General features: G+C 71.4%; 30 protein-coding genes and 1 tRNA gene. 19 read left to right on the top strand and 12 right to left on the bottom strand.

Features of this window, described 5'->3' with window-relative positions:
• Positions 1–5: 5 nt before the first annotated feature.
• On the bottom strand, positions 6–803 hold the full coding sequence (gene dapB, locus DK368_RS07020; protein ID WP_114393226.1) for a 4-hydroxy-tetrahydrodipicolinate reductase: 798 nt from the start codon (positions 801–803) through the stop codon (positions 6–8).
• A 93-nt stretch (positions 804–896) separates the two neighbouring features.
• Positions 897–1844, bottom strand: a complete 948-nt coding sequence (locus DK368_RS07015; RefSeq protein WP_114393225.1) for a zinc ABC transporter substrate-binding protein — start codon at positions 1842–1844, stop codon at positions 897–899.
• A 156-nt stretch (positions 1845–2000) separates the two neighbouring features.
• Here DK368_RS07015 and znuC point away from each other — a divergent pair, with 156 nt between their 5' ends.
• The 3 genes from znuC (at position 2001) to DK368_RS07000 (ending at position 4412) form a co-directional block, all read left to right on the top strand.
• Positions 2001–2918, top strand: coding sequence for a zinc ABC transporter ATP-binding protein ZnuC (znuC, locus tag DK368_RS07010; RefSeq protein WP_114393224.1), 918 nt, complete (start codon positions 2001–2003; stop codon positions 2916–2918).
• Positions 2911–3699, top strand: coding sequence for a metal ABC transporter permease (locus DK368_RS07005; RefSeq protein WP_114393442.1), 789 nt, complete (start codon positions 2911–2913; stop codon positions 3697–3699). Before znuC ends, DK368_RS07005 begins: the two co-directional genes overlap by 8 nt.
• Positions 3700–3827: 128 nt before the next feature.
• The gene (locus tag DK368_RS07000) at positions 3828–4412 is read left to right on the top strand and encodes a hypothetical protein (protein WP_114393223.1); all 585 of its coding nucleotides are present in this window, start codon (positions 3828–3830) and stop codon (positions 4410–4412) included.
• Between the two features lie 78 nt (positions 4413–4490).
• Here the strand turns inward: DK368_RS07000 and folE are convergent, their stop codons facing one another.
• Positions 4491–5123, bottom strand: a complete 633-nt coding sequence (folE, locus tag DK368_RS06995; RefSeq protein ID WP_240002398.1) for a GTP cyclohydrolase I FolE — start codon at positions 5121–5123, stop codon at positions 4491–4493.
• A 197-nt stretch (positions 5124–5320) separates the two neighbouring features.
• Entirely contained in the window at positions 5321–5713 is a 393-nt protein-coding gene (gene apaG, locus DK368_RS06990) for a Co2+/Mg2+ efflux protein ApaG (protein WP_114393222.1), read from the bottom strand.
• A 489-nt stretch (positions 5714–6202) separates the two neighbouring features.
• Here apaG and DK368_RS06985 point away from each other — a divergent pair, with 489 nt between their 5' ends.
• Positions 6203–6907 (top strand): GNAT family N-acetyltransferase, encoded by a 705-nt coding sequence (locus DK368_RS06985; RefSeq protein ID WP_114393221.1) that lies wholly within the window; start codon positions 6203–6205, stop codon positions 6905–6907.
• A gap of 92 nt (positions 6908–6999) precedes the next feature.
• Positions 7000–7073 (top strand) — tRNA-Gly (locus DK368_RS06980).
• Positions 7074–7238: 165 nt separating this feature from the next.
• On the opposite strand, the gene DK368_RS06975 is transcribed toward DK368_RS06980, so the two are convergent.
• Positions 7239–8114, bottom strand: a complete 876-nt coding sequence (locus DK368_RS06975) for an alpha/beta fold hydrolase (RefSeq protein WP_114393220.1) — start codon at positions 8112–8114, stop codon at positions 7239–7241.
• A 234-nt stretch (positions 8115–8348) separates the two neighbouring features.
• Between DK368_RS06975 and ggt the strand changes: the two genes are divergently transcribed.
• Positions 8349–10142, top strand: coding sequence for a gamma-glutamyltransferase (gene ggt / locus DK368_RS06970; RefSeq protein ID WP_240002373.1), 1794 nt, complete (start codon positions 8349–8351; stop codon positions 10140–10142).
• Between the two features lie 94 nt (positions 10143–10236).
• Complete coding sequence (locus DK368_RS06965) at positions 10237–10953, top strand: DUF599 domain-containing protein (RefSeq protein WP_162305920.1); 717 nt, start codon at positions 10237–10239, stop codon at positions 10951–10953.
• A gap of 3 nt (positions 10954–10956) precedes the next feature.
• Here the strand turns inward: DK368_RS06965 and DK368_RS06960 are convergent, their stop codons facing one another.
• Positions 10957–12030, bottom strand: a complete 1074-nt coding sequence (locus DK368_RS06960) for a lysine-2,3-aminomutase-like protein (protein WP_114393218.1) — start codon at positions 12028–12030, stop codon at positions 10957–10959.
• 222 nt (positions 12031–12252) lie between these two features.
• On the opposite strand from DK368_RS06960, the gene DK368_RS06955 reads away from it, so the two are divergent.
• Together DK368_RS06955 and DK368_RS06950 are read left to right on the top strand one after the other, a co-directional pair.
• Positions 12253–12819, top strand: a complete 567-nt coding sequence (locus DK368_RS06955; RefSeq protein WP_114393217.1) for a PH domain-containing protein — start codon at positions 12253–12255, stop codon at positions 12817–12819.
• Between the two features lie 109 nt (positions 12820–12928).
• A complete protein-coding gene (locus DK368_RS06950) occupies positions 12929–14542 on the top strand; it encodes an alpha-glucosidase family protein (protein ID WP_114393216.1) in 1614 nt (537 codons plus the stop codon).
• A 40-nt stretch (positions 14543–14582) separates the two neighbouring features.
• Here the strand turns inward: DK368_RS06950 and pspF are convergent, their stop codons facing one another.
• A complete protein-coding gene (gene pspF, locus DK368_RS06945; RefSeq protein WP_114393215.1) occupies positions 14583–15749 on the bottom strand; it encodes a phage shock protein operon transcriptional activator in 1167 nt (388 codons plus the stop codon).
• A gap of 288 nt (positions 15750–16037) precedes the next feature.
• Here pspF and DK368_RS06940 point away from each other — a divergent pair, with 288 nt between their 5' ends.
• The 6 genes from DK368_RS06940 (at position 16038) to DK368_RS06915 (ending at position 18414) form a co-directional block, all read left to right on the top strand.
• The gene (locus DK368_RS06940) at positions 16038–16232 is read left to right on the top strand and encodes a hypothetical protein (RefSeq protein WP_114393214.1); all 195 of its coding nucleotides are present in this window, start codon (positions 16038–16040) and stop codon (positions 16230–16232) included.
• 13 nt (positions 16233–16245) lie between these two features.
• Positions 16246–16923, top strand: a complete 678-nt coding sequence (gene pspA, locus DK368_RS06935) for a phage shock protein PspA (protein WP_114393213.1) — start codon at positions 16246–16248, stop codon at positions 16921–16923.
• 36 nt (positions 16924–16959) lie between these two features.
• Positions 16960–17190 carry an envelope stress response membrane protein PspB gene (pspB, locus tag DK368_RS06930; RefSeq protein WP_114393439.1) on the top strand — a complete coding sequence of 77 codons (231 nt, stop codon included), beginning with the start codon at positions 16960–16962 and terminating at the stop codon, positions 17188–17190.
• Positions 17187–17795 carry an envelope stress response membrane protein PspC gene (gene pspC, locus DK368_RS06925; RefSeq protein ID WP_114393212.1) on the top strand — a complete coding sequence of 203 codons (609 nt, stop codon included), beginning with the start codon at positions 17187–17189 and terminating at the stop codon, positions 17793–17795. The genes pspB and pspC overlap by 4 nt, the downstream gene beginning before the upstream one ends.
• A gap of 94 nt (positions 17796–17889) precedes the next feature.
• Positions 17890–18141 carry a hypothetical protein gene (locus DK368_RS06920; RefSeq protein WP_114393211.1) on the top strand — a complete coding sequence of 84 codons (252 nt, stop codon included), beginning with the start codon at positions 17890–17892 and terminating at the stop codon, positions 18139–18141.
• 51 nt (positions 18142–18192) lie between these two features.
• Entirely contained in the window at positions 18193–18414 is a 222-nt protein-coding gene (locus DK368_RS06915; protein WP_114393210.1) for an envelope stress response membrane protein PspB, read from the top strand.
• A gap of 64 nt (positions 18415–18478) precedes the next feature.
• On the opposite strand, the gene DK368_RS06910 is transcribed toward DK368_RS06915, so the two are convergent.
• From DK368_RS06910 to DK368_RS06890, 5 genes are read right to left on the bottom strand one after another with little or no spacing between them, the layout of a single operon-like run.
• Positions 18479–19183 (bottom strand): response regulator transcription factor, encoded by a 705-nt coding sequence (locus DK368_RS06910; RefSeq protein WP_205028088.1) that lies wholly within the window; start codon positions 19181–19183, stop codon positions 18479–18481.
• A 53-nt stretch (positions 19184–19236) separates the two neighbouring features.
• Entirely contained in the window at positions 19237–20142 is a 906-nt protein-coding gene (locus DK368_RS06905) for a class I SAM-dependent methyltransferase (RefSeq protein ID WP_114393209.1), read from the bottom strand.
• Entirely contained in the window at positions 20139–21251 is a 1113-nt protein-coding gene (locus tag DK368_RS06900) for a glycosyltransferase family 4 protein (protein WP_114393208.1), read from the bottom strand. Before DK368_RS06900 ends, DK368_RS06905 begins: the two co-directional genes overlap by 4 nt.
• On the bottom strand, positions 21248–21661 hold the full coding sequence (locus tag DK368_RS06895) for a 6-pyruvoyl trahydropterin synthase family protein (RefSeq protein ID WP_114393207.1): 414 nt from the start codon (positions 21659–21661) through the stop codon (positions 21248–21250). Before DK368_RS06895 ends, DK368_RS06900 begins: the two co-directional genes overlap by 4 nt.
• An 18-nt stretch (positions 21662–21679) precedes the next feature.
• Complete coding sequence (locus DK368_RS06890) at positions 21680–22807, bottom strand: zinc-dependent alcohol dehydrogenase (protein WP_338045695.1); 1128 nt, start codon at positions 22805–22807, stop codon at positions 21680–21682.
• Between DK368_RS06890 and DK368_RS06885 the strand changes: the two genes are divergently transcribed.
• The 4 genes from DK368_RS06885 to DK368_RS06870 all read left to right on the top strand — a co-directional run bounded on the left by DK368_RS06885 (position 22806) and on the right by DK368_RS06870 (position 26877).
• Complete coding sequence (locus DK368_RS06885; RefSeq protein WP_114393206.1) at positions 22806–23600, top strand: CDP-alcohol phosphatidyltransferase family protein; 795 nt, start codon at positions 22806–22808, stop codon at positions 23598–23600. The two genes, DK368_RS06890 and DK368_RS06885, sit on opposite strands and share 2 nt — an antisense overlap.
• A gap of 1 nt (position 23601) precedes the next feature.
• Entirely contained in the window at positions 23602–24756 is a 1155-nt protein-coding gene (ribA, locus tag DK368_RS06880) for a GTP cyclohydrolase II (protein WP_114393205.1), read from the top strand.
• Between the two features lie 190 nt (positions 24757–24946).
• On the top strand, positions 24947–26050 hold the full coding sequence (locus tag DK368_RS06875) for a hypothetical protein (protein ID WP_114393204.1): 1104 nt from the start codon (positions 24947–24949) through the stop codon (positions 26048–26050).
• A gap of 110 nt (positions 26051–26160) precedes the next feature.
• Positions 26161–26877, top strand: coding sequence for an endonuclease V (locus DK368_RS06870; protein WP_114393203.1), 717 nt, complete (start codon positions 26161–26163; stop codon positions 26875–26877).
• Position 26878 lies beyond the last annotated feature (1 nt).

The raw sequence follows: 26878 nt of genomic DNA, 5'->3' as shown, positions 1-26878 counted from the left end.
CCGGTTCACAGGCCCAGCACATGCTCCATGCCGTAGAGGCCGGGCGGCTGCGTGGGCGCCCAGAGGGCGGCGCGGACGGCGCCGCGGGCGAAGATGGCGCGGCTGCCGGCCTTGTGGGTCAGTTCGATGCGCTCGGCCTCGGTGGCGAACAGCACGGTATGGTCGCCCACCACATCGCCGCCGCGCAGGGTGGCGAAGCCGATATGGCCGGGCACGCGGGCGCCGGTGTGCCCGTCGCGGACCGTGTCCTTGACCGCGTCCAGATCGACAGCGCGGCCGGCCGCCGCCGCCCGGCCCAGGGCCAGCGCCGTGCCGCTGGGCGCATCGACTTTGTGGCGATGGTGCATTTCCAGCACCTCGATGTCCCAATCATCGCCCAGGGTCGCCGCCACCTTGCGCACCAGCCCCAGCAGCAGGTTGACGCCCAGGCTGAAATTGGCGGACAGCACCAGCGGTGCCCGGCTGGCAGCCTCGGCCAGCGCGGCATGGTCGGCGGCGGACAGGCCGGTCGTGCCCACCACCAGGGCCGTGCCCGTCTCCGCCGCCAGCGTCGCATGGCCGACGGTGGCGGCGGGGGCGGTGAAGTCGATCACCACATCAGACGCGGCGAACAGGGCGGCGGCATCGTCGCTGGCGGCAACGCCCAGCGGGTCCAGCCCGGCCAGCGTGCCCAGATCCCGGCCCAGCCCGGCGGCACCCGGCCGCTCGGTGCCGCCGGCCAGGATGGCGCCCGGCGTGGCCGCCACTTCCCGCACCAGCATCAGGCCCATCCGCCCGCCACAGCCCACGATCCCGACGCGCATGGCACTCTCCTTCAAGCCCGCTTCAAGTCCGCCCTCTCCTGCTCCCCATAGCACAGGGGAGCGGCGGAGGCCTATGCGCCGCGGCGGCCGGGGTCATCGCCCCAGGCAGCCGGCCAGGGCGTCGGCGTTGAAGCGCATCAAGGCCTCGTACAGGCCCGGTCCGGGGGGCAGGCTGGCGCCTTCCGGGTCCAGCACGCCGGTGCGGGCCGGGGTGCCCTCGGCCAGGGTGCGCACCAGGGTCGGCTCGAACTGCGGTTCGGCGAAGACACAGGCGGCCCCGGCCTCGGTGATCTGCCGGCGCAGGGCCGACAGGCGGGCCGCGCCCGGCTTCTGGTCCGGCGTCACCGTCAGCGTCCCGGCGGGGTTAAGCCCGTAGCGGTGCTCCAGATACTGGTAGGCGTCATGGAAGACGATGAAGGGCCGGTCCTTCACCGGCGCCAGCCGTTCCCCGATCTCGCGGTCCAGCGCGGCCAGCCGCGCCAGCTGGGCGGCCTCGTTGGTGCGGTAGATGTCGGCGCGGGCCGGATCCAGCCGGATCAGGGCAGCGGCCACGGCCCGGGTGATGGCCTGGGCATTGTGCGGGTCCAGCCAGATGTGCCCGTCCTTGCCGCCGGCACCGTCGCCATGGCTGTGATCGCCATGATCGCCATGGTCCGTCTGCCAGACGCCGCCGCCGCGGCTGTCCAGCAGTTCCATCCCCGGCGCCTGCATCAGTTCCAGCACCGTGGCATTGCCGGCCAGGGCGCGCAGCGGGCGCTCCATGAACGTCTCCAATCGCGGCCCGGCCCAGACCACCAGGTCGGCCCCGTTGAGGGCGCGGGCATCGGACGGACGCAGGGAGAAGGCATGCGGACTGGCCGAGCCCGGCACCAGCAGCGCCGGCTCCCCCACCCCCTGCATCACCCCGGCCACCAGCGCATGCAGCGGCTTCACCGTCACCACCACGTCGGGCGGTGCGTCCGGCGGTGCGTCCGCCCGGGCGGGGCCGGCAGCCAAGCCGGCCAGAAGCAGCAGCGCCGCAAGAGGTTTCAGGAGGGACATGGCGGCAGACCTTAACAGCAGCATCGGGGGCGCATAGATTGTTATAGTATAACATTTGTCAAGGGCGGTCGGATCGGCGTACATCTGCCCGCTGCCCTGCGTCGGACGGGGTCCGCATCCAACCCGTCCGGGATGGGCCCACCAGAGATTAGGTTCATGGCCGCCACCGCTTCCGCATCCGCTCCCCTGCTGCGGGCCGAGCATCTCAGCGTGCGCTACAACGGGCGCATGGCGCTGGAGGATGTCAGCCTGTCGGTGGGCGAGGGGGAGATCGTCACCCTGATCGGCCCCAATGGTGCCGGCAAGACCACCCTGGTCAAGACCGTTCTGGGGCTGGTCCAGCCCAGCGCCGGGTCGGTGTTCCGGCGCGACGGCATCAGCGTCGGCTACATGCCGCAGCGGCTGGCGGTGGACGCCACCCTGCCGCTCAGCGTGCGCCGTTTCCTGTCGCTGTGGGGACCGGTGCGCACCGACGCGCTGGAGGCCGCCCTGACCGAGGTCGGGGCAGCCCACACGCTGGACCGGGCCGTGCAGGCCCTGTCCGGCGGCGAGATGCAGCGCGTGCTGCTGGCCCGCGCCCTGCTGCGCCAGCCGGATCTGCTGGTGCTGGACGAGCCGGTGCAGGCCGTGGACGTGCATGGGCAGATCGCCCTGTTCGAACTGATCGGCGAGATCCGGCGGCGGCGCCAATGCGGCGTGCTGCTGGTCAGCCACGATCTGCATCTGGTCATGGCCCGCACCGACACGGTGGTCTGCCTCAACCGGCATATCTGCTGCCAGGGGCGGCCGGAGGATGTCAGCCGCCATCCCGATTATGTCGCGCTGTTCGGCAAGCATGCGGAGGCCCTGGCCATCTATCACCACATGCACGACCACGCCCATGCCGATGATGGCTGCGTGGTGCCGGTCGGACAGGAACACACGCCCCACGCCCTGCACCACCATGACCACGGCGACCACGCCCACGGTGACCAGGACCAGGGAGATCAGGACGGGGGTGATCAGGACCACGGCCCGCAGGGGCCTGCCCCCCATGATCACGGCCGGACGCCGGGGGAACACCGCCATGGATGATTTCCTGCTGCGGGCCCTGCTGGGCGGTGCCGGGCTGGCCCTGGTGGCCGGACCGCTGGGCTGTGTCGTGGTCTGGCGCCGCATGGCCTATTTCGGCGACACCCTGTCCCATTCCGCCCTGCTGGGCGTGGCCCTGGGCTTCCTGTTCGGCATCGGGCTGAACACCGGCGTGGCCCTGGTCTGTGTCGGCATCGCCGTGCTGCTGAGCCTGCTGCAGGAGCAGCGGCGGTTGGCCACGGACACGCTGCTGGGCATCATCTCCCACTCCGCCCTCAGCCTGGGGCTGATCGCCATCGCCCTGATGGAGTCGCTGCGGGTCGATCTGCTGGCCTATCTGTTCGGCGACATCCTGGCCGTGACCGGCGGCGATCTGGCCTGGATCTGGGGCGGCGGGGCCGTGGTGCTGGTGATCCTGGCCCTGATCTGGCGCCGGCTGCTGGCCCTGACCGTGGACCCCGACCTGGCGCGGGTGGAGGGCATGCCGGTGGGCCGCATCCGTCTGATCTTCATGCTGCTGATCGCCGGCACCATCGCCCTGGCCATGAAGATCGTCGGCATCCTGCTGGTGACGTCCCTGCTGATCATCCCGGCCGCCGCCGCCCGCCGCTTCGCCCGCGGGCCGGAGGAGATGGCCGTGCTGGCGGCCGGAGCCGGGCTGCTGGCCGTGGCCGCCGGGCTGGGCCTGTCGCTGGCCGCCGATCTGCCGACCGGTCCGGCCATCGTCGCTGCCGCCGCCGGCCTGTTCCTGGCCGGACATCTGCTGCCGGCCCGCGGGCGTTGAGCCGGCGCGCAACCGCCGCTGCGTGCCGGACGCCACGGTGCACGCAGACCCTGTGCGACCGCCTTGATCCTGCCGGCTTCCCGGCGCAAACATGCGCCCGGGTTCCCCTTTCGACGAGGTCTCCGTCCATGCGCCGCCTGTTCGCCCGCCTGTTCCTGGCCGCCCTGCTGCCGCTGGCCACCCTGGCCCTTCCGGCCCGGGCGCAGGACCCCAACGGCTTCTCCTTCACCAGCGGTGGCGTCATCACCCTGGACGTGGCCGAGATCGAGGTGAGCAGCGACTATGTGGCGCCGATGAAGGAGCCCAATGTGGAGCATCTGCTCCCCATCACCCCGTCGGACGCCGTGCGGCTGTGGGCCTCCAGCCGGCTGAAAGCCGGCGGCAGCGCGGGCCGCGCCCGCATCGTCATCCATGACGCCGCCGTGGTGGAGGAGGAACTGAAGCGGACCGGGGGCGTCAAGGGCTGGTTCACCAAGGACCAGTCCGAGCGCTACACCGGCCGTCTGGCCGTGGAGGTGCTGATCGACAAGCCCTCGGGCTTCACCGGGTCCGCCAGCGCCGCGGTCGCCCGCTCCACCAGCGTGCGCGAGGATGTCAGCCTGGCCGACCGCGACAAGACCATGCTGACCCTGGTGCGGGAACTGACCGGCGACCTCGATGCGCAACTGTCCCAGGCCATCAAGACGGCCCTGTTCCAGGTGGTGATCCTGTAAGCCCCCAGAACGCAACCGCCCCCGGCCGGCGGCACGGGGGCGGTTCCATCGACGGGACCAGGGACGGCCGGGAGCCGCTCAGGCCTCCAGATTGCTGGACGGGTTGCCGATCATGGCCAGGAATTCGCGGCGGGTCTTGGGATCGCTGCGGAAGGCGCCCAGCATGCGGCTGGTCACCATGGTCACGCCCGGCTTGTGCACGCCGCGGGTGGTCATGCACTGGTGCGAGGCCTCGATCACCACGGCCACGCCCAGCGGCTGCAACACCTCCTCGATGGTGTTGGCGATCTGGGAGGTCATCTTCTCCTGGATCTGCAGGCGCTTGGCATAGACCTCGACCACGCGGGCCAGCTTGGAGATGCCCACGACCCGGTTGCGCGGCAGATAGGCCACATGGGCCTTGCCGATGATCGGCACCATATGGTGCTCGCAATGGCTCTCGAAGCGGATGCCGCGCAGGACCACCATCTCGTCGTAGCCGTCCGTCTCCTCGAAGGTGCGGGTCAGCAGCTCGACCGGGTCGACCTCATAACCCGCGAAGAACTCCTCATAGGACCGGGCCACACGGTCGGGGGTGCCGACCAGCCCCTCGCGGTCGGGATCGTCGCCGGCCCAGCGGATCAGCGTGCGCACGGCGGCCTCGGCTTCGGCACGGCTGGGCTTGGACAGGGCGGGCGAGCTGCGGCGGCCATGGGCCGGACCCGGCAGCACGGTGCCGGTCGACGCTTTGGGTGACGTCACGGGTAGGCTCCTTCGTAACAACCTTGGTATCCGCTGTACCGGCCGGCGCAGCGGAGCACATTGCCTCCGCAGGCAAGGTGGAGCGCAAAGGGGGGGCTTTCAAGCCGGATCACGCCCTCCGGGTGGCGGCGCCGCCCCGCACCACCGGCGCCGCGGCCACCCTCACCTCACTGCAGGCAGCGCTGCTGGTGCGGGCTGTCCAGGGAAAAGGCGGGGATGCGCACATCGAACGGCTCGCCGTCGGCCGTGACCATCCGATAGCTGCCGACCATGATGCCGGACGGTGTGGGCAACGGGGTGCCGCTGGTGTACTCGAAGGCCGCGCCGGGTGTCAGGACCGGCTGTTCGCCCACCACACCGGCGCCGCGCACCTCCTGCCGCCGGCCCAGCGCGTCGGTGATCTGCCAGTGCCGGGTGCGCAGCTGCACCGTCTCGCCGCCCTGGTTCTCGATGCGGACGGTATAGGACCAGAGATAGCGGCCCTCGGCCGGGTCCGACTGGTCGGGCAGATAGCGCGGCTCGACCGACACGCGAATGGACCGCGTGGATTCGCTGTACACCTGTCACTCCCTCCGGTCCACGTCCGCCGGGCCGTGAACATCCATCCGCCGCGTTGCAAGGACGCGGAACTGTGTTGCGGCTGCACTATAGGGCGGGACGGGGCCGGGTCCAATGCCTGTTGCAAGCGCACAGCCGCCGGTCCGGCCCCGCCTTTTCCGGCCCGGTCCGGGCCGACCGGCCGCCGCGGCCGGGGGATGGTGGCCGCCGCGCAAAGTTCGCAGGGCCGTTGGCCGCCCGGCGCGGGGATCGGACTGGAAAATCGCCCTTGCGTGCCGGGGCGGTTGCCGTCATATACCGCGATCAGATGCAACTGCCGACGAGCCGCGCAATGCTGCGCCTCATTTCCCTGCGACGACGACCCTGCGTCCGCCCCCTGACCGGGCGGTCCATTCGTTCCGCCCTGGGCTGACGGCGCCATGCGCACGGGGGCCCCGGCCGGCGAAGAATTCGCTTCCCCCGTTTCCGTAGTGCCGGGACACCCCACAGAGATGAACATCACGCTTGAGCAGCCGGCGCATGCCGGCGCCATCGAAGCCCTGCTCGACACCTCCTTCGGCCCCAAGCGCAACAAGAAGACCGTGTACCGGCTGCGCCGGAACGTGGCGCCCATCGCCGACCTGTCCTTCGTCGCCATCGACACCGACGCCGCCGGGCAGGAGCAGGTGGTGGCCAGCATCCGCTATTGGCCGATCCTGCTGGGCGGCACCACGCCGGCCCTGCTGCTGGGGCCGATCGCCGTGGCCGAGGCCTGGCGCAGCCAGGGGCTGGGCGGCCGGCTGATCCGGCACAGCCTGGCCCGCGCGGCCGAGCTGGGCCACGCCATCGTCATCCTGGTGGGCGATGCGCCCTACTATGTGCGCTTCGGTTTCAGCCGCGAGAAGACACTGGCCCTGGCCCTGCCGGGTCCGGTGGACCCGGCCCGCTTCCTGGGGCTGGAGCTGGTGCCCGGCGCCCTGGACGGGGTGACCGGCATGGTCGGGCGCGTGTCCCGGTCGAAGGCCGGCCGCACCCCGCATCCGGGCCAGCAGACCCCGCCCCTCGCCCATCCGTTGCCGGCCACGGCCGGCGTGACGGCGGATGCGGTCGCCGCGATCACGCCGCTGGCGGTGCACGAGGATGGCCGCCCCGCCGATCTGGATGCCGCGGCCCCGTCCGGGGGCGGACGACGCCGACTGCGGCGCGCCGCGCGCTGACGCCTCCTGACCCTCCGGCGGGGTCCCCGCGCCCCCATCGCCGCGAAGACCCTTGAACCGCAGCGGCGGACACCGTATAAAGCCGTCCCAGCGCGGGTGTAGCTCAATGGTAGAGCAGAAGCTTCCCAAGCTTACGACGAGGGTTCGATTCCCTTCACCCGCTCCAGCTTTCCTCGACATTCCGGGACAGTCGCGGGGCGCTCCGGTGCCCTGGGGTTTGTCTTTTGCCGCCGGGTCGGTCCTCTGACTCTGTGGAATCACGGGGGGAACAGGCGCGTCGGGGATGCAACGGCCCCCTGCAACGGCCCGCTTGGATTGGACCGGGTCGGCATCAGCCGCACTGGCACTCGGCCGCCACCCGCCGGATGAAGGCGCGGATGGCGGCGAAGGTGCGGTCGGGCTGGTCGCGCCAGAGGCCGTGGCCGCAATCGGGCTGGCGGTGATAGGTCAGATGCCGCGGCGGCAGACACGCCGCCAGCTCCTCGGCGCATTCCCACGGCGTCACCGGGTCCAGGTCGCCGGCCAGCAGCAGCACGGGCACCCGCACCCGGCGCAGGCTGTCGCGGAAATCCATGCGCCACATCTCGCCGTCGCGGCCGGAGAAATGCTCCAGCACCTCCGGCCGCACGATGGAGCGGGCGCGGCCGGGCACGCCGTCGCGCGGGCGGGCCGCCGTGTAGAAGGGCATGCAGACCTGGGCATAGGCCTCCACCTTCTCGGCCCGCACATCCTGCCAGAAGGCGGCGGCGGCATCGCGGATGGCCGGCCCGCCGCGGCGCTCGAACGCGGCCAGGATCAGGTCGAGAGTCATGCGGGCGGCGGTGGAGGACAGGATCACCCCGGCGGCATGGTCGGGGTGGCGGGCCAGATAGGCCTGGGCCACGAAGCCGCCGAAGCTGTTGCCCAGCACCACCGGCTTGACGATGCCCAGCGCGTCGCAGAGGCCGCGCACATCGTCGGCCCACTGGTCCAGCGTCCAGCCGGAGCGGCCGCCGCCGCTGCGGCCCTGGCCGCGATGGTCGAGATAGACCAGCTGGCAGCAATCGGTCAGGGCGGTGAAGGCCGGCTTGAAGCTGGCATGGTCGAATCCGGGACCGCCATGCAGCAGCAGCACTGTCGGCCGCGGACGCAGGATATCGCCGTCCGGCACCAGCGCGGCACCCTCCACATCGAAGAACAGGGGGACACCATTGACCTGAACCTGCACCGCCCCTCTCCCCGTCATCGCCACGGCCATTGATCACCGGGGCCGTCGATCGCCGCCCCTTCCGGAAGCGTGGCCCCTGCCGGGGCAGAGTGCCCCGGCCCGCCCCCCGCCGGTCAAGCGCATCTTGCACCGGCGGGGCCGCCATGGCCTAGATGGGCGGAAGACCGGGCGGGGTCCGAAGGACCTGGCACAGGCAATGACCGGCGGGAAGGCGCAACGGACATGGAGCGGGGGATGCAGCATGGAGCAGGCCGGGACGGACGGAACCGGTGGCGGGCGGGGGCGCTGCTGCTGGCGGCGCTGGTATCCATGCCGCTGATGACGGAGATCGCCGGGGCGGCCGAGACGCTGGCCCAGCCCGGCCGCGGCGACCGGCTGGTGGGCGCCAACTTCGCCACGCGGGCCGAGATCATCGCCCGGAACGGCATCGCCGCCACCAGCCAGCCCCTGGCCACCCAGGCGGCCATCAGCATCCTGCAGCAGGGCGGCTCCGCCGTGGATGCGGCCATCGCCGCCAACGCCACGCTGGGGCTGGTCGAACCCACCGGGTCCGGCATGGGCGGCGACCTGTTCGCCCTGGTCTGGGACCCCAAAACGCGCAAGGTGGTGGGGCTCAACGCCTCCGGCCGGGCGCCGCTGGGACAGACTCTGGAGCAGCTGCGCCGGCGCCTGGGCGACCGCGACGCCATCCCCAGTCACGGCTCCCTTTCGGTGACGGTGCCGGGGGCGGTGGATGGCTGGTTCAGCCTGCACCAACGCTTCGGCAAGCTGCCCATGGACAGGATCCTGGCCCCGGCCATCGCCTATGCCCGCGACGGCTTCCCCTTGAGCCCCTATGTGGCCTATGCCTGGAACCGCAACATGACGCGCATCTTGGCGATGGACGTCATCGAGGAGAAGGAGAACGCCCGCAAGACCTATCTGATCGACGGCAAGGCGCCGGCGGCCGGACAGGTCTTCCGCAACCCGGATCTGGCCCGCACCTATGAGCTGCTGGCCAAGGGCGGGCGCGACGCCTTCTACACGGGGCCGGTGGCCGGCACCATCGACGCCTATATGAAGCGGATCGGCGGTCCGCTGCGGGCCGAGGATTTCGCCGCCCACAGCAGCACCTGGGTCGAGCCCATCTCCACCAATTACCGCGGCTATGATGTCTGGCAGATCCCGCCCAACGGGCAGGGGCTGGCCACGCTGCAGATGCTGAACCTGCTGGAGGGCTTCGACCTCAAGGCCATGGGGCACAATTCCGCCGACATGATCCATGTGATGGCGGAGGCCAAGAAGCTGGCCTTCGCCGACCGCGCCCGCTGGTACGCCGACCCGGCCTTCGTCAAGGTTCCGCTGGAGCGTCTGGTCAGCAAGGATTATGCGGCCGAGCGCCGGCCGCTGATCCGGATGGACCGGGCGGCGGCCGACCCCGCTCCCGGCACCATGCCGGAATCGAAGGACACCATCTTCCTGGCCACGGCCGACAAGGACGGGATGATGGTGGCGCTGATCCAGTCGAACTATCGCGGCATGGGCTCGGGCCTGGTGCCGGACGGGCTGGGCTTCATGCTGCAGGACCGGGGCGAGCAGTTCGCCCTCAACCCCGCCCATCCCAACGCCTATGCGCCGGGCAAGCGCCCGTTCCACACCATCATCCCCGGTTTCGTCACCAGGAATGGCGAGCCCTGGCTGGCCTTCGGCGTCATGGGCGGCGCCATGCAGCCCCAGGGGCAGGTGCAGGTGCTGGTCAACATGATCGATTTCGGCATGGGCGTGCAGGAGGCGGGCGACGCCGCCCGCTGGCAGCATGACGGCAGCGCCGAACCGACCGGGGAACCGGGCAAGGGCGTGGGCGAGCTGTATCTGGAACAGGGCATCGACCCGGCGGTGCTGGCGGAGCTGAAGCGCCGCGGCCATGCCGTGATGTACAAGCCCGGCACCCATTACGGCAGCTACGAGGGCATCCAGCGCGACGCCGCCACCGGCGTCTACCGGGGGGCCACCGAAATGCGGGTGGACGGCCACGCCGCCGGCTTCTGACCCGCCGCCGATCCGCAAGCCCCCCGTCCTATCCCGTTCAGCGCCGGCGGGTCGTCCCCGCCGGCATGTCCCCGCCCTTTCCGGACCGATGACCATGCTTCAGCGCCTGCTTGCCGACCTGACCCCGCCCGACTGGCTGTTCCTGGTCTGGCTGTTCGGCTTCTGGATCGTCTACAGCCGGCTGGCCAACCGCAGCGTCGGCGGCACGCTGAGCCTGAACCGGCACATGGCCATGGTGCGGGTGGACTGGATGCGCAACATGCTGCACCGGGACAACCGGGTGATGGACGGCATGCTGATGGGCCACCTCATCAACAGCGTGTCCTTCTTCGCCTCCACCAGCGTGCTGCTGCTGGCCGGTCTGGTGGGCGGTCTGGCCGGGTCGGACAAGGCGCACCAGCTGGCCACCGACCTGGGCGTGGCCAGCCGCACCAGCCAGCTTCTGTTCGAGGTGAAGCTGCTGCTGCTGATCGGTATCTTCGTCTATGCCTTCTTCAAGTTCACCTGGGCGGTGCGCCAGTACAACTACACCATCGCCCTGATCGGCGCAGCACCACTGGACCCCGGCCCGCGGGTGGAGGAAATGGCGGAAGGGGCGGCGCAGATGATGTCCATGGCCGTGCGCAACTTCAACGCCGGCATGCGCGCCTATTACTACGCCTTCGCCTCGCTGGGCTGGTTCGTCCACCCCTATGCGTCCATGGCCGCCGTGGCCTGGGTGACCTTCATCCTCTACAGCCGCCAGTTCCGCTCGCCGGCCCTGGCCGCGGTGCAGCGCTACCTCGGCGAGCGGCCGGACCGCCTGGGCTGATCCTCACCCCCTGTAGGCGTGGCGGTTGCCGCGGGGGTCCTCCACCGTCCATTGCCCGTCGCCATGGTCGGTGAGATAGCCCGGCCCCACCGGCACCTTGCCGTGGCCGCCGGGGATGTCCAGCACATAGGTGGGCTGGCACAGGCCGGAGACATCGCCGCGCAAGGCCCGCATCAGCGCCTGGCCCTCGGCCAGGCTGGTGCGGAAATGGCTGGTGCCCTTGGCCAGATCGCCATGGTGGAGATAGTGCGGCTTGACCCGGGCGCCGACCAGGGCGCGGAAGGTGCGGGTCAGCGTCTCCACATCGTCGTTGATGCCCTTCAGCAGCACGGTCTGGGCCAGCATGGGGATACCGGCATCGACCAGCCGGCCGATGGCGGCGCGGGCGGCCTGCGTCAGTTCCTGCCAGTGGTTGGAATGCAGCATGACCCAGGTGGGGATGCGGCTGCCCTTCAGCGCCGCCACCAGTTCGGCCGTGATGCGGTCGGGATCGACGATGGGCACACGGGTGTGGATGCGCACCAGCCCCAGGTGCGCAATGGCGTTCAGCCGCTCCACCAGCTCGGCCATGCGCCGCGGCGCCAGGATCATGGGATCGCCGCCGGTCATGACCACTTCCCAGATCTGCGGCCGGGAGGCGATATAGGCCAGGGCCGCATCCAGCTCGGCCGCGTCCAGCCCCTCGCCGCCCGGCCCCACCATCTCCCGCCGGAAGCAGAAGCGGCAATAGATCGGGCAGACATGCACCGGCTTCAGCAGCACCCGGTCATGATAGCGGTGGACGATGCCCTTGACGGGGGAGAAGGGCTCGTCGCCGATGGGATCGGCCCGTTCCTCCGGCAGGACCGTCAGTTCGGCCTCGCTCGGCACGAACTGGGCGGCAATAGGATCGGCCGGATCGGCCGGGTCGATGGCCGCGGCCATGGCCGGGGTCACGGCCACGGCGAAAGACCGGGCCACCGCCTCCAGCGCCGGCAGCCGCTCGGCGGATACCAGCCCCTGCTCCACCAGCTCAGCCGGGCGCCGCAGGGTCCGGGCCGGCGGGCTGTGGTCCGGCAGAGACTGGGTCGGCGCCATCGGGCCGGGTCCGGTCCGGTTGGCCTGGGCGGAGCGGGCGGGCGGGGTCTGGCGGGGGGAACGGGGATCGCGCGGCATGATGGGGGCGATAGGTGCCCCGCTGCCCCCGCCTGTCAACCCCACGCCGGCGGCAGCCGCTTGCGGGCAGCCATGCCCGGCGGGCTGGCATCGGCCCCTCCGACACGGCAGGATAGAGCAGCACAACCCTGACGGGGAGATCCCATGGCGCCCGTTCCATCCACCGGCCCCGATCCCGATCTGCTGGAAACGGCGGTCTTCGATCCCAAGCTGCGGCTGTATCTGTTCCTGAAGGCCGGCCTGCTGCTGGCCGTGACCGGCATCGGGCTGGTGCTGCTGCCGCTGTCGCTGTGGGCGGCCTGGTGGTGGTCCGGCCATTTCTTCACCACCATCCGCTGCCGGCTGACACGGCGGCGGCTCTATTTCAGCTATGGCATCCTGTTCCAGCGCGAGCGCACCATCCCGCTGGACAAGATCCAGGACCTGTCGCTGATCCGCGGGCCGCTGTTGAACGCGCTGGGGCTGTGCACCCTGCGCATCGAGACGGCGGGCGCCAGCGCCACGCCGGGCAGCAGCGCCGCCGATCTGGTCGGGCTGGTGGGGGCCAAAGCCTTCCAGGAACGGGTTCTGGCCCAACGCGACCAGCAGATGCACAGCGAGGCCCGGCCGGAGGCCCCCGGCCCCGTATCGGCCCCGGTCGGGGACGCAACAGCCCCGTTGCTGGCCGAGATCCGCGACCTGTTGCGGAATATTGATGGCAAAATCGTCTGAAAACCGCTCCTTAACCACCGCGGGCGCAGGCTGCGCCGCGCAAAGGGGGTAGGACATCCGCACTGACGGCGGATGCCATCCCCGTCCGCGGGTGAAGGAGAGTCGGTTGATGGAGTCGGGACACTGGTTGCAGGGGGCCACGCTCTACCAGATCTACCCGCTGTCATTCCGGGATGGTAACGGTGATGGCTGGGGCGATCTGCAGGGTATCATCGACGGGCTGCCGCACATCGCCTCCCTGGGCGTGACCGCCATCTGGCTGTCGCCGGTCTATACCTCGCCGCTGGCCGATTTCGGCTATGACGTGGCCGACCATTGCGCCATCGACCCGCGGTTCGGCGATCTGGAGACCTTCGACCGCCTGCTGGCCGAGGCCCACCGGCTGGAGCTGAAGGTGCTGATGGATCTGGTCATCGGCCACACCAGCACCCGCCACCGCTGGTTCGAGGACAGCCGCCGCAGCCGCAGCGGCGTCCAGGCCGACTGGTACGTCTGGGCCGATCCCCGCCCGGACGGCACCCCGCCCACCAACTGGCTCTCGGTGTTCGGCGGCTCGGCCTGGAGTTGGGAGCCACGCCGGCGCCAGTATTACCTGCACCATTTCCTGCCCGAGCAACCCAGCCTGAACCTGCGCCATCCCGGGGCGCTGGCCGCGGTGCTGGATGTCGCCCGCTTCTGGCTGGAGCGTGGCGTGGACGGCTTCCGTGTCGATGCCGTCGATCATCTGATGCACGACCCGGCCCTGCGCGACAATCCGCCGGCCACGGCCCATCCCGCCAGCATCCCGGCCAAGCTGTTCGGCATGCAGCGGCATGTCCACGACATGGTGTTCGATGCCGTCCGCCCCGTGCTGGAACAGCTGCGGCAGGTGGTGGACGAGTATCCCGGCACGGTGCTGCTGGGCGAATTGTCGAGCCAGCCCGGCGCCACCGGCCGCATCGCCCATTACACCGCCCCTGGCGGCCTGCACTCCGCCTATACGCTGGACCTGCCCAAGCGTCCCTTCACGCCGGCCGCCTTCCACGCTGCATTGATGGCGGTGGGCGGCAACAGTTGCTGGAGCTTCAGCAACCATGATGTGGAGCGGGCCGCCAGCCGCTGGTGTCCCCCCGGCTGCGATCCGGCCGCCGCCTCCGCGCTTCAGGCGTTGCTGCTGGCCTGCCTGCCCGGCACGGTCTGCCTTTACCAGGGGGAGGAGCTGGGTCTGGGCCAGGCCGATCTGGCCGAGGAGGACCTGCGCGACCCGTTCGGCAAGGCCTATTGGCCGGAGTTCAAGGGCCGAGACGGCTGCCGCACGCCCCTGCCCTGGACCCCCACAGCCCCCCACGGCGATTTCTGCCCGCCGGAGGCGAAGCCCTGGCTGCCCGTGCCCGCCGCGCATCTGGCCCAGGCCGTGGCCGTGCAGGACCGGCGCCCCGGCTCGACCCTGGCCATCTGGCGCGCGGCCCTGGCCCTGCGCCGCAGCCGCGCCCCGCTGCACAGCGGCGCCCTGACCCAGGTGGACGAGGACGGGCCGGTGCTGGCCTTCGTCCGCGTGCTGGGGCAGGAGCGGCTGACCTGCATCTTCAATTTCAGCGGCGAGTCGGTGACCTATCCGCTGCCCGACCCGGATGTGACGGCCCTGCTGCTGCCACGACCGCCGGGGGCGCCGGAACCGATCCTGTTCAAGGGCAATGTCACCCTGCCGCCGCTGGGCGCCTTCCTGGGCCGCAGCCTGCGCTGAACCGGCCGGGCCTCCCTCCGGAAGGCAGACGGACGGGGATTCACGCCCCGTCCGCGCCCTCGCCGGCCCCCTCATCCGCCCCGTCGCCGGCACCATCCTCGGCGCCGCGGGGGCCGTGGCGCTTCTCCAGCAGCTCGTACTTGCGGAGATAACCGCGGAACTGGTGGTAGTTCAGCCCCAGATCGGCGGCGGCGCGCTTCTGGTGGTACTGGTTGCGCTCCAGCGCCGCCCGCAGCAGCGCCTTCTCGAAATCCGCCACCTGGGCCAGGAAATCGCAGGGGCTGCCATCGGCCGGCCAGAGCTGCGACACCCCGTCGACCGGGCGGGCAGTGCCGGCGGCGCCATCCGCGCCCGCCGGCGCTGCCGCCGGGGCATGGACAATGATCGGCTGCGGCCCGTCCTCGTAGATGGCCATCTGCCGGGGGCGCCAGGGCGAGTCGAAGGGGTCGAACTGCACCTCCTCGATGGCGCGTTCCGGGTCGGCCGCCTTGTAGACGGCGCGCTCCACCACATTCTTCAGCTCGCGCACATTGCCGGGCCAGGGGAAGTCCAGCAGCTGCGCCATGGCCGCCGGGCTGAAACCGCCGAAGAAGGGGCGTCCCAGCTCCTTCACCATGGCCACGGCGAAGTGCTCGGCCAGGACCGGGATATCCTCGGGCCGCGCCCGCAGCGGCGGGATGGTGACCACATCGAAGGACAGCCGGTCCAGCAGGTCGGCGCGGAACCTGCCGCTGTCGGCCAGGCGCGGCAGGTCGGCATTGGTGGCGCCCACCACGCGGACATCGATGGAAATGGTGGTGGTGCCGCCCACACGCTCGAACTCGCCATATTCGATGACGCGCAGGATCTTCTCCTGCACCCGCAGGCTGGCGGTGGCGATCTCGTCCAGGAACAGGGTGCCGCCATCGGCCAGCTCGAAGCGGCCGACATGCCGCTTCTGCGCCCCGGTGAAGGAGCCGGCCTCATGGCCGAACAGCTCCGTCTCCAGCAGCGTCTCGCTCAGCGCGGCGCAGTTCAGCTTGACGAAGGGCTTGTCCCAGCGGGGCGACAGGTAATGCAGACGGGCCGCCACCAGCTCCTTGCCGGTGCCGCGCTCCCCGATCACCAGGGTCGGCCGGTTCAGCGGCGCCGCCTGGGACACATGCTCCATCAGCCGCAGGAAGGACGGTGCCTGACCGATCAGCGACGGCGGGCTGCTGGGCGACATGGGCGCGCTCCTGCAAGGGGGCCGGTCCCGACAGGCGGGTCCGGGCCGGATGGGGCCTCCCCGTTCGCGTTTCGGCGCCAGATGGCGGGATTGGCGAAATCGGCCATCCCGTGGCGAAAATCACGAAGGATTGGCATGGAGGCTACAGGCGCCCCGCGGCCAGGGTCAAGCGAAAGGGGTGGGAAACCCGCGGTTTTCCAGGCTTTGCCGCCGATTTCCCGCGGTTGGCACGCCCCTTGCTTTTTATCTCCGCGACACCGGGGAACTCAAAATGCTGGGGATCGAACGATGACCGACTTCACCTTCCAGAGCGATCTTGCCGATCGTGCTTCCGTGGAGGATACCCGGGGCGGCTTCTTCGCCCCCCCGCATGGCGGACTTCTCCGGGACCTCTACGAGGATTTCCGGGCGGTTCCCGTGGAAGCCTGGATCATCCTTGCGGTCGCCACCGTGATGAGCAACCTTTTCATTGCCCTTGCCTGAAGGAGACCCTGACATGGGCATCTTTTCCCGTCTCGGCGACATTGTGAACAGCAACATCAACGCCATCCTGGATCGCGCCGAGGATCCGGAGAAGCTGATCCGCCTGATCATCCAGGAGATGGAGGACACCCTTGTGGAGGTCCGCAGCTCCGCGGTGAAGACGGTGGCGGACAAGAAGGAAATCGAGCGCAAGCTCACCGATCTCCGCCGCGAGGCCGGGGATTGGGAACGCAAGGCCGAGTTCGCCCTGTCGAAGGACCGGGAGGATCTGGCCAAGGGCGCCCTGGTCGCCCGGACCAAGCTGATGGAGGCCGCGGAATCCCTGTCGGCGGAGCTGGGGCGCCTGGACAGCGCGCTGGCCAAGACCAACGAGGATATCGGCGCCCTGCAGCAGAAGCTGGCCGACGCCAAGGCCCGCGAAAAGGCCCTGATCGCCCGCCACAAGACGGCGACCGACCGGCTGAAGGTCAAGACCCAGCTGCATGACGAGCGCATCACCGATGCCTTCGCCCGTTTCGAGCAGGTCGAGCGCAATCTCGATATGCTGGAAGGCCGGTCCGAGGTATTGGAGATGGGTCGCAAGAAAAGCCTGGCCGAAGAGATCGCCGAGCTGGAGGCCGACGCCAAGGTCGAGTCCGAACTGCAGGCGTTGAAGGCCAGGCTGGCGGGCAAGGACCAGCAGCAGGGCTGACCTCCACCGGGGGGCCAGCCTTAAATGGGGGCAAGCATGTCTGAAGCCGTAATCGTCCCGGCGGTGCTCTTTCTGGTGTTCGTGGCGCCGGTCTGGATCATCTTCCACTACATCACCAAATGGCGGATCGCCAAGACGCTGTCCGCCGACGATGAGAAGATGCTCGCGGATCTGTGGCACAGCGCCGGCAAGATGGAAGACCGCATCCGCCAGCTGGAGCGGATCCTGGACGCCGAAGCCCCCAACTGGAGGTCCAAGGCGTCATGAGCGACCATGTCCCGCCGGAAGGGCCGCCGCCCTTCCCCGGCCGGCGCAACCGCTACCGCTACAGCGGGTCGCGCCGGCCTTCCGACTGGCAGTCGGAGTGGCTGGGAAAGGAACCCGGCCAGAGCTGGAGCCAGTATCTGGGTGTCGATCCAGGCCTGTTCCGCAAGGGCGGGTCGCGGTGGAGACAGGAGGATCCCATGGCCAGCCAGGACCCGCTGACCCGCTCCCCCAATCCGCACCGGCTGTACCGCAACGTGGCGGAAGGCAAGATCGCCGGCGTCTGCGCCGGCATCGCCGACTACATCAATGTGGATAGCTGGATGGTCCGGCTGGGCGCGCTGCTGGGCCTGTTCTTCTTCACGCCGGTGTTCTTCATCGGCTATGTCGCCCTGTGGTGGATCTTGAAGCCACGCCCCGGTCACCTGTTCGAAACGGTCGAAGAGGAACAGTTCTGGCGCTCGGTCTCCACCCGGCCAGAACAGACCGCGGCGGCGCTGAAGGCCAAGTTCCGCGACCTGGACCGCGAGATCGCCCGCCTGGAGGGCTATATCGCCTCCCGCGAGTATGATCTCAACCGCCAGTTCCGCGACCTGGAGCGCAAGTGACGGGATGCCCGGTCTCCGCCGACAGAGACCGGGTCACCCGGCCCCAGCGCCCGCCAACCGGTCAGCACCATCCTGCCAGTAAGGGACGCCGCCCGTGTTCAGCTCCCCCTTCATCGTCCCCGTCATCGCGCTCTGCATCCCCATCGTCGCCATCATCGCCAAGACCCTGCGCCGCTGGCAGGAGCTGGAGATCCGGCGGGCCGAGGCCGATGTGGACCTGCGCCGGCGCTTCCGCGCCTTCGACGAGGCCGAACGCCGAATCGCCGATATCGAACGCTATGTCACCAGCCCGGAATTCGAGCTGAACCGCCGCTTCCGCAGCCTGGCCGACAACAAAGGCAACTGAGCCGGACGCCCGTCCCGCTCCCCCACCGATCCACGCCGACGGACCCGCGCCATGTTCAACAGCCCCTTCATCGTTCCCGTCGTCGCCCTGATGATCCCCATCGTCAGCATCGTCATGAAGCATCTGACGAAATGGCGCGAATTGCGGGCGGGCGGCCTGTCCGAGGGCGCCGCCGGCGAACTGACCAGCCGGGCCGAACGGCTGGAGGACCGCGTCGCCCAGCTGGAACGCATCCTCGACGCCGAAGCGCCGGGCTGGCGCCTGAAGCACTGATGCCGGAAGGTGCCCGTCCCGCGCGGGCAGCCGGGGCGATGCCGCCGGACCCCGCTGCCCCGGATCAGGGCACCAGCCGGTAGCCGCCGGGTTCCGTCACCAGGATGCGGGCATTGGCCGGATCGGCCTCGATCTTCTGGCGCAGCCGGTAGACATGGGTCTCCAGCGTATGGGTGGTGACCCCGGCATTGTAGCCCCAGACCTCGCCCAGCAGCGTCTCCCGCCCGACCACGGCATTGCCGCAGCGGTAGAGATATTTCAGGATCTGGGTTTCCTTCTCGGTCAGCCGGATCTTGCGTCCGCGCCCCTCATCCTGCAGCAGCTTGGCGGCGGGCTGGAAACTGTAGGGGCCGATGGCGAACACGGCGTCGTCCGACGCCTCGAACTGGCGCAGCTGCGCCCGCAGCCGGGCCAGCAGCACCCCCAGCCGGAACGGCTTGGCCACATAGTCATTGGCGCCGCTGTCCAGGCCCAGGATGGTGTCGGCGTCGCTGGCCGCCGCCGTCAGCATGATGATGGGACACTTCACCCCGTCGCGCCGCAGCAGCCGGCAGAGATCGCGCCCGTCCATGTCGGGCAGGCCCACATCCACCAGCATGGCATCGAACAGGCCGGCCCGCGCCGCCTCCAGCCCGGCGGCCCCGCTGGCCGCCTCCACCGTCTCGAACTCCTCGTGCAGGCTCAGCTGCTCCGCCAGCGACTGGCGCAGCGCGTCATCGTCATCCACCAGCAGAACGCGTTTACCCGTGGTCTTCATCGGTCCGGTCATGGTCCATCCATCGGCGGGGCGCACAACCTTAGCACGCCCGCCACCGCCATAAACTAGCAGCGCTGGCGCCGGGGCAGCGCCAGAAGATCGGTGTGGCCCACCGCCAGTGCGGCCCCGCCGGCCTGCAGCAGCGCCTGCCGCCGCCCGGCCCAGGCCCCGATCCGGCCGGCCACCGCCGGATCCTGCGCGCCGGCGCTGCGGGCATAGCCGTCGATCATCAGCCGCTGCACCGCGGTCTCCTCCGCCCCCAGGCACCAGTCGGACGGCGCCAGGGCGACGCGGTAACCGGCCTGGTCCAGCGCCCCGGCCAGGGTTGCGGCCGCCGCCGGCCCCAGCGCCGGACCGAAGCCCTTGTCGCGGCGCATATGGCCGTGGAAGCAGGCCAGGACCAGCGCATCATCGTCCAGCGGCGGGGTGAAGGCCACGCGCCCGTCCACCGTCAGCCCCAGCAGCAGCGGCGGCCGTCCGGCGGCGGCAAGCGCCGCCACGAAGCGCCCGACCCAGGCGGCGGAAACCAGATCCAGCAGGGCGCTGGCCAGGATGCCGTCATAACGGCCAAGCGCCAGCCCGGCCGGGTCGCCCGTCAGGTCGAAACGCCGCGTTTCCACATCCAGCGTCAGATCCGGCCCGCGCAGGGCGATGCCCGCATCGTCCGAACCAGGCTGGCCCAAAACCTGAGGGTCCGAAACCTGCCAGCCCCGGGACGCGGCCCAGTCCGCGATCTCCCGCGGGGCCTGGGCCAGCAGGGCCGGGTCGTTGTCCAGCAGGGTCCAGCCCTGCGCGGCCCGTCCCAGCCGCGGAGCCAGCTGGCGCAGGGTCGAGCCGGTGCCGGCGCCGAGGTCGAGCAGGGCCGGCCGCTCCGGCAGGGCCGCTGCGAAGTCCGCCACCAGGGCCGTGGCGCGCGACCGCCCGTCCAGCGGCTCGCGCAGGCGCAGCCAGTCCAGGGCGAAACCGCTCATGCGATGCGCTCGATCCGCTGGTCGGCGGGCACGGCCCGCCCCAGCTCCGACCGCACCCGGTCGAGACAGTCCTCCCAGTCCGGCAGCAGGGCCCCCGCCGCCGCCGCGGCCCGGGCGGCGGCGGCGCGGACCCCCGGATCGGCCAGCAACGGGCGCAGGGCGGCCGCCAGGGCGCCGGCATCGCCCGGCGGCACCAGGGCGCCGGCGCCAGGGGGAACGACCTCGGCCAGGGCACCGGCCGTGGTGGTCACCACCGGCAGGCCGCGCGCCAGCGCCTCGGCCGCGGCCATGCCATAGCCCTCATGCAGGCTGGGGAAGACGAACAGGTCGCTGGAGGCCCACAGCCGCGCCAGCCCGGCCTCGTCCAGCTCGCCGGTGATGGTGACCCGCCCAGCCAGACCGGCACCGGCCACCGCCGCACGCAGGGCGGCGGCACAGGCGGGATCGCGGCTGTCACTGCCGGCCAGCACCAGCCGCCAGGGCAGATCGGTCAGGGCCGCCAGCGCCCCGATCAGCAGATGATGACCCTTGCGCGGGGTCAGCGTGCCCAGGCTCAGCAGCTGCGGGACGCCATCGGCGCGATGGGGGCCGCCGCCGGCACTGCCGGCCGCCTTGTCCGCCCGGTCGGTGCCGGGCGGCACCATGGCGATGCGGGCCGGCGGAACCCCCAGGGCAACGACAGCGGCGGCGGTGGCGGCGCTCGGCACCAGCACCCGGCGCATCGGACCCAGCGCCGCCTGCTCGATCTGCCGCAGCAGGGTCGCCTGCTCTGTGGACAGCCCGGTCTCCAGATGCAGCGGATGATGCACCAGTGCCGTCAGGCGCAGACGGTACTGGTCCATCCACAGGGCATTGGCGGCGGCCGGCAGGGCCAGCCCGTCCACCAGCACCACGGCGCCGTCGGGAATGCGGCCGACGATGGCGTCCGCCGACAGCCGGGCCGCCTCGTCCGGCCAGGGATGCTGCCCGGGCAGGGCATGGATGCCGACCCTCTCCCCCCGTGCGGCCAGGCCTTCGGCGATGCGGCGCAGGAAGACATAGCCGCCGGTGCGCTGCCCGATGGGACCCGGCGATAGGATATGGACGGGGCGGCCGATGCTGCGGTTCATCCGGCCCCCCCGGTCAGCGGTGCCTCATAGCTGCCCCAGGCGACATGGCTTTCCTGCAGCGTGACCTTGAGGCTGTGCAGCGCGGCGCCGTCGTCGCCCAGCCGGCCGGCGGCGATGCCGGCGGCCAGACGGCGGTGGATCTCACCAGCCAGGAACTCGGTCGTGGTGTTGCGGCCACGGAACTCCGGCAGATCGTCGAGATTGCGGTAGCCCAGCGGCGCCAGCACGTCCTTCAGCAGGGCGGACGCCTGACCGATATCCACCACCAGCCCGTCCGCCGACAGGCGGCTGCGGCGGAATTCGGCATCCACCACGAAGGTGGCACCGTGCAGGCGCTGGGCCGGGCCGAACACCGCCCCGACGAAACTGTGGGCGATCATCAGATGGTCACGGACGGTCAGGGCGTACATGCGGGGGCGGGATGCGGTTCAAGGATCATAGTGGATGACATGGCACAGACCCGGTGTCGATGCCAGTTGCGACATGGTTTCCGGCAGGGCGCCGAAACGGCTTTCGCCGTCAATTAACAGCGCCGGCAACAGCGCCGGCAGCGGATCGGCCAGCAGCGACAGGGCCAGATCCAGCCGGCGCGCCGGATCCCAGCGCGGCCGGAAGGACGGGGCCACCTGTCCCACCTGGCTGGACAGCAGCCGCAGCCGCCGCGGATGGAAGCCGGCGCCCAGCGGTGCCGCCACCGGCCGGTCGCCGTACCAGGACGCCTCCACCACCGTGGCCTCCGGCCCGGCCAGGGCCAGCGCCGTGGCCAGCCCGGCCTCGCTGGCGCTGGCATGGACCACCAGATCGCACCCGGCCGGGTCCCGCCCCGACGGGGCCAGCCGGTCCAGCGCCTGCGCCGGGGCCGCGAAGCCCACACCCAGCGCCGCCGCCAGCGCCGCACGCTCCGGCGCGATGTCCACCAGCGTCACCGACGCCCCCGGCAGCCGCCCGGCCAGCCAGGCAGCGAGACAGCCCACCACGCCGCCGCCGACCACGGCGATGCGCTGGCCGGCCGTGGCGCCGCCGTCCCACAGGATGTTCAGCGCCGTTTCCAGATTGGCGGCCAGCACGGCGGCGCGGTCCGGCACCCCGTCGGGCACCGGGCGGCAGGACGCGGCCGGCACCACCAGCCGGTCCTGGTGCGGATGCAGCACGAAGACCCGGCGGCCCAGAAGGGCGGGCGGCCCCTGCTCCACCCGGCCGACCAGGCAATAGCCGTACTTCACCGGCCCCGGAAAATCCCCGGCCTGGAAGGGACAGCGCATCGCCGCCGCCAGGGCCGGCGGCACCCGGCCCTGGAACACCAGCCGTTCGGTGCCGCGGCTGACGCCGCTGGCCAGGGCGCGCACCAGCACCTGATCCGGCCCGGGATCGGGCAGGGTCTCGCTGCGGATCTCCCCCCGGCCGGGGGAGACGATCCAGAAGGCGCGGGCGGTGCGGGGCATGGCGGACAGCGCGGCAAGGATCGGGAGCGGACACTGTGCCAGTCCGCCCCGCCGCTGGCGATAGGCCGAAAGGGGCTTGTCCCCGCCGCAATCGGCACAACCTTGGGAGATCATGACGCCGCCCTCCGCCCCTGTCCGCCAATCCGGCCACCGATCCGCCGCGGGGTCCCCGGCCCGCCTGCGGGTTGAGGTCGGCCTGCATCTGGCCGCCGCCGGGCTGCTGCTGGGCGGCGGCGGGCTGACCCTCAGCCTGGAGCGCCTGCTGCCGCCCAGCGTGCCGGCCGCCACGCTGCTGACCTTCGCCCTGGTGGCGGCTCTGGCCTGCACCGGCCTGGACGGCCATGATTCCGGGCGTGGCTGGGGCCATGCCAACCGCGTGACCCTGCTGCGCGGCGGGCTGACCTGCCTGCTGGCCGGCGCCGTGCCGCTGGCTCCCGGCCTGGGGCCGGCGGTCCAGTGGGGGCTGGCTGTGACCGCGGTCATCGCCCTGGCCCTGGACGGGGTCGATGGTTGGCTGGCCCGCCGCCACGGGCAGAGCAGCCCCTATGGCGCCCGCTTCGACATGGAGCTGGACACGCTGCTGACCCTGGTCCTGGCCCTGCTGGTCTGGCGTCTGGGGGAGGCGGGGATCTGGGTTCTGGGTCTGGGGCTGCTGCGTCCGCTGTTCGTGGCGGCCGGATGGCTGTGGCCCTGGCTGACGGCGCCCCTGCCCTTCAGCCGCCGCCGCCGTGCTGTCTGCGTGGTGCAGGTGGCGGTGCCGGCCGCGGCCCTGACCCCGCTGGTGGCCCCGCCGCTGAGCGGGCTTGCGGCCGGTGCAGCGCTTGCGCTTTTGCTTTTCTCTTTCGCGGTCGATACCGTCTGGCTTTTCCGCCACGGCACGGCCGCCGACCGGATGATCGATGGATAGCATGCCCTTGGAATTCGCCCCCGCCGACCTTGCCCGCCCCCTGGACCGCGCCGCCCAACGTGCCGTGGACCGGGTCCTGTCGGAGCTGCGGCGCAGCGAGCCGGTGGTGCTGGCGGGCGAGGACGGACGCGTGCTGCTGATGCTGGCGGCGGAGGCGGTGACCGCCCCGGCCCTGGCCGCCCTGGCCAGCCTGTCCGGCGCCACGCCCGCCCTGGTGGTCAGCGGCCAGCGCGCCCGCGCCCTGGGCTTCGACCTGCCGGTGGAGCAGCCGGTCCTGCTGACCGGCCCGCTGACGGCGGAGCTGGCCCGCGATCTGGCCGACCCCACCCGGGTCCTGCCCCCGCACACGACCCTGGCCGACCGCGTCCGCCTGGTCGCGGCCACCGCCCTGGACGGCGACAGCGCGGCGGAGGCCGCGGCGGTGCTGCTGGCCAAGGTGGCGCGGCTGCTGCCGGCCGCCCTGGTCGCCACCGTGGCCGGCGTGCAGGATGCCGCCGCCTTCGCCCGCCGCAACGACCTGATGCAGGTGCGGGCCGCCGATGTGCTGGCCTACCGCCACCAGTCCGCCCGCACGCTCTACCGCGTGGTGGAGGCGACAGTGCCGCTGGCCGATGCCGAGCGCACCCGCATCGTCGCCTTCCGCCCCTCCGATGGCGGGCCGGAGCATCTGGCCATCGTCATCGGCGACCCGGCACCGGGCCAGCCGGTGCTGACGCGGCTGCATTCGGAATGTTTCACCGGCGACCTGCTGGGGTCCTTGCGCTGCGACTGCGGCCCGCAGCTGCGCGGCGCCATCGCCGAGATCGCCACCGCCGGGGCCGGGGTTCTGCTCTATCTGGCGCAGGAAGGGCGCGGCATCGGCCTGATCAACAAGCTGCGGGCCTATCGGCTGCAGGATGGCGGGCTGGACACGGTGGACGCCAACACCGTGCTGGGCTTCGACGCCGACGAGCGGGTCTATCTGCCGGCGGCCACCATGCTGAAGCAGCTCGGATTCGATCATGTGCGGCTGATGACCAACAACCCGGACAAGCTGGCCCAGCTGGCGCGCTGGGGCGTGGAGGTGGTGGAGCGCGTGCCCCACATCTTCCCCAGCAACGGCCACAACGAGGCCTATCTCCGCACCAAGGCCGAGCGGGCCGGGCACCTGTTCTGACCCGCCGGCGCCGCGGCCGCCGGCACGGCGGAGGGACGGGGTTGCCCGGCAGATTCCGCCCAGCCCGGGACCAGGCCGGGGGAAACGGGCCGGACCGATCCGGCCTGCGACCCGCCAAGCCTTTGATTCAGCGACGAGCGTTGTTTGGCATGCGCCTTGCTTCCTCTCGGCCCGACCGGGAGGATCACGCATGTCGATCAGCGCCATCCAGAACCACAGCCCGCCCCAGGCCCCGATGCTGCCGGAGGTGGAGGTTGTCGCCCAGAAGGAGCCCAAGCAGGAGGACGGCATGTCCTTCTGGGACCTGCTGGACGTGGTCAATCCGTTGCAGCACATCCCCGTCGTCAACAAGATCTATCGCGCCGTCACCGGCGACGAAATCAAAGGACCGGCCCGCATGGCGGGCGCCACCCTGTTCTTCGGCCCCATCGGTCTGGCCGCCACCGCCGCCGACATGGCGGTGGAGCATGCCACCGGCAAGGACACGGTCGACAACATCGCCTCGCTGTTCAAAGACGATAAGGCCAAGGACGGCGGGCCGGACGCCGCCCCGGCCGCCACAGCCGATGCCGCGACTGCCGATGCCGCCCCCGGCGACCGCGCCGCAGCCGCCGCGGCGCCCGCCGGCACAGCCCCCCAGGCCGCCGGCGCCGCCCCGGTCCCCGGGTCCGTGCTGGACGATTACAGGCGCAACCAGCTGAAGCACATGCCCGGTGCCTCCGCCGCGGCCATGGCGGCGTCCGGTCTGCCGCCGCAGGCGGCGCTGGCCAGCCTGTCCGCGCCGGGCGATGCCGCCGACGCCAATGCCATCGCCGCCCTGTCCGCACCGGCGAAGACGCAGCAGGCCAAGGGCAAGACCCTGGCCCAGTACCGGCAGGAGGCGCAGGGCCTGTCCGGGCCGGTGCGCAAGATCTATGTGCCCACGGCCGCCGTGCAGACGGCCATGCCCGATCGCGGCCGCGTCACCGATCTGGCCACGGCCACCCTGGCGCCCGCCGCCAAGCCCGCCACGGCAAGCGCCGGCACCCCGCAGCAGGACGCTGGCGCACAGGCCGCAGGCACGCCGGCCGCGGCAGAGGCGACCAGAGCCGATACGGCCAAGGCCGGGACAGCGGAGGCGGCCAAGCCCGGCACGCCCGCGGGCGCACCGGCAGGCTGGCCCCCCGGCGGACCGGGGGCCGTGCCCAAGGCCGCCATCGCCGACCTGATGATGCAGGCCATGAACAAGTACGAGGCGCAGACCCGCGCCCGTGCCGCCGCCGCCAAGGCCACCGGCACCGACACGGCACTCTGACCGGCGCCGGCGTCACCCCCTGCGGCGGAACCCCGGCAGCGGCCGGCGCATTGACGGGACGACAAGCACGGGCCAGCCTGCCCGCGCCCGCCCGTTTCCCCCGCGTGATCATGCCCCTGACCCTGCCGCCCATTCCCGATGACGTGTTGTCCCCGCCGGATCTGACCGCGGCGGCGGCCGTGCAGCGCCGGTTGGCGGCGCAGATGGTGATGGAGGGGCCGCCACAGCCGGTGCGGCTGCTGGCCGGGGTCGATGTCAGCGCCTTTCCCCGAGATCCCGCCGGCCGCATCTTCGCTGCCGTGGTGCTGCTGGACGCCACCACGCTCCAGGTCCGGGCCACAGCCACGGCCATGCGCATCGCCCCCATGCCCTATGTGCCGGGGTATCTGGGCTTCCGCGAGGTGCCGGCCCTGCTGGCGGCCTTCGCCGAGCTGCCGGAGATGCCGGACCTGATCCTGGTGGACGGACATGGCATCAGCCATCCCCGCGGCCTGGGCATCGCCACCCATCTGGGCGTGCTGCTGGACCGCCCCACCATCGGCGTGGCCAAGAGCGTCCTGGTCGGCCGGCCGGAGGGCGACCTGCCCCCGGCCCGCGGCGCCTCCGTGCCGCTGGTCTGGAAGGGGCGGACCATCGCCAGCGTCCTGCGCAGCAAGGACAAGGTGGCGCCGCTCTATGTCTCGGTCGGCCATCGCGTCACGCCCGAGGCCGCGCTGGCCCATACGCTGGCCGCCACCACCCGCTACCGCCTGCCGGAACCGACGCGGGCCGCCCACAACGCCGCCAACGCCTTCCGCCTGGCCTGGACGGCCGAGCACGGGCGCTGAA

Source organism: Oleisolibacter albus (assembly GCF_003336875.1).
Taxonomy (GTDB): domain Bacteria; phylum Pseudomonadota; class Alphaproteobacteria; order Azospirillales; family Azospirillaceae; genus Niveispirillum; species Niveispirillum album.
This window is presented reverse-complemented; position numbering and strand designations above follow the sequence as displayed.

Bases quoted from the DNA above. Each gene is read 5' to 3' on its own strand.
- DK368_RS06985 (WP_114393221.1), top strand. From the start codon at position 6,203: ATGAACATCACGCTTGAGCAGCCGGCGCATGCCGGCGCCATCGAAGCC.
- DK368_RS06900 (WP_114393208.1), bottom strand. From the start codon at position 21,251: ATGAACCGCAGCATCGGCCGCCCCGTCCATATCCTATCGCCGGGTCCC.
- DK368_RS06950 (WP_114393216.1), top strand. From the start codon at position 12,929: ATGGAGTCGGGACACTGGTTGCAGGGGGCCACGCTCTACCAGATCTAC.
- DK368_RS06885 (WP_114393206.1), top strand. From the start codon at position 22,806: ATGACGCCGCCCTCCGCCCCTGTCCGCCAATCCGGCCACCGATCCGCC.
- DK368_RS06870 (WP_114393203.1), top strand. From the start codon at position 26,161: ATGCCCCTGACCCTGCCGCCCATTCCCGATGACGTGTTGTCCCCGCCG.
- DK368_RS07015 (WP_114393225.1), bottom strand. From the start codon at position 1,844: ATGTCCCTCCTGAAACCTCTTGCGGCGCTGCTGCTTCTGGCCGGCTTG.
- pspB (WP_114393439.1), top strand. From the start codon at position 16,960: ATGTCTGAAGCCGTAATCGTCCCGGCGGTGCTCTTTCTGGTGTTCGTG.
- DK368_RS07005 (WP_114393442.1), top strand. From the start codon at position 2,911: ATGGATGATTTCCTGCTGCGGGCCCTGCTGGGCGGTGCCGGGCTGGCC.
- DK368_RS06965 (WP_162305920.1), top strand. From the start codon at position 10,237: ATGCTTCAGCGCCTGCTTGCCGACCTGACCCCGCCCGACTGGCTGTTC.
- znuC (WP_114393224.1), top strand. From the start codon at position 2,001: ATGGCCGCCACCGCTTCCGCATCCGCTCCCCTGCTGCGGGCCGAGCAT.
- DK368_RS06890 (WP_338045695.1), bottom strand. From the start codon at position 22,807: ATGATCTCCCAAGGTTGTGCCGATTGCGGCGGGGACAAGCCCCTTTCG.
- ggt (WP_240002373.1), top strand. From the start codon at position 8,349: ATGCAGCATGGAGCAGGCCGGGACGGACGGAACCGGTGGCGGGCGGGG.
- DK368_RS06895 (WP_114393207.1), bottom strand. From the start codon at position 21,661: ATGTACGCCCTGACCGTCCGTGACCATCTGATGATCGCCCACAGTTTC.
- pspC (WP_114393212.1), top strand. From the start codon at position 17,187: ATGAGCGACCATGTCCCGCCGGAAGGGCCGCCGCCCTTCCCCGGCCGG.
- DK368_RS06910 (WP_205028088.1), bottom strand. From the start codon at position 19,183: ATGACCGGACCGATGAAGACCACGGGTAAACGCGTTCTGCTGGTGGAT.
- DK368_RS06960 (WP_114393218.1), bottom strand. From the start codon at position 12,030: ATGGCGCCGACCCAGTCTCTGCCGGACCACAGCCCGCCGGCCCGGACC.
- ribA (WP_114393205.1), top strand. From the start codon at position 23,602: ATGCCCTTGGAATTCGCCCCCGCCGACCTTGCCCGCCCCCTGGACCGC.
- DK368_RS06875 (WP_114393204.1), top strand. From the start codon at position 24,947: ATGTCGATCAGCGCCATCCAGAACCACAGCCCGCCCCAGGCCCCGATG.
- DK368_RS07000 (WP_114393223.1), top strand. From the start codon at position 3,828: ATGCGCCGCCTGTTCGCCCGCCTGTTCCTGGCCGCCCTGCTGCCGCTG.
- DK368_RS06955 (WP_114393217.1), top strand. From the start codon at position 12,253: ATGGCGCCCGTTCCATCCACCGGCCCCGATCCCGATCTGCTGGAAACG.
- pspA (WP_114393213.1), top strand. From the start codon at position 16,246: ATGGGCATCTTTTCCCGTCTCGGCGACATTGTGAACAGCAACATCAAC.
- DK368_RS06940 (WP_114393214.1), top strand. From the start codon at position 16,038: ATGACCGACTTCACCTTCCAGAGCGATCTTGCCGATCGTGCTTCCGTG.
- DK368_RS06905 (WP_114393209.1), bottom strand. From the start codon at position 20,142: ATGAGCGGTTTCGCCCTGGACTGGCTGCGCCTGCGCGAGCCGCTGGAC.
- dapB (WP_114393226.1), bottom strand. From the start codon at position 803: ATGCGCGTCGGGATCGTGGGCTGTGGCGGGCGGATGGGCCTGATGCTG.
- pspF (WP_114393215.1), bottom strand. From the start codon at position 15,749: ATGTCGCCCAGCAGCCCGCCGTCGCTGATCGGTCAGGCACCGTCCTTC.
- DK368_RS06915 (WP_114393210.1), top strand. From the start codon at position 18,193: ATGTTCAACAGCCCCTTCATCGTTCCCGTCGTCGCCCTGATGATCCCC.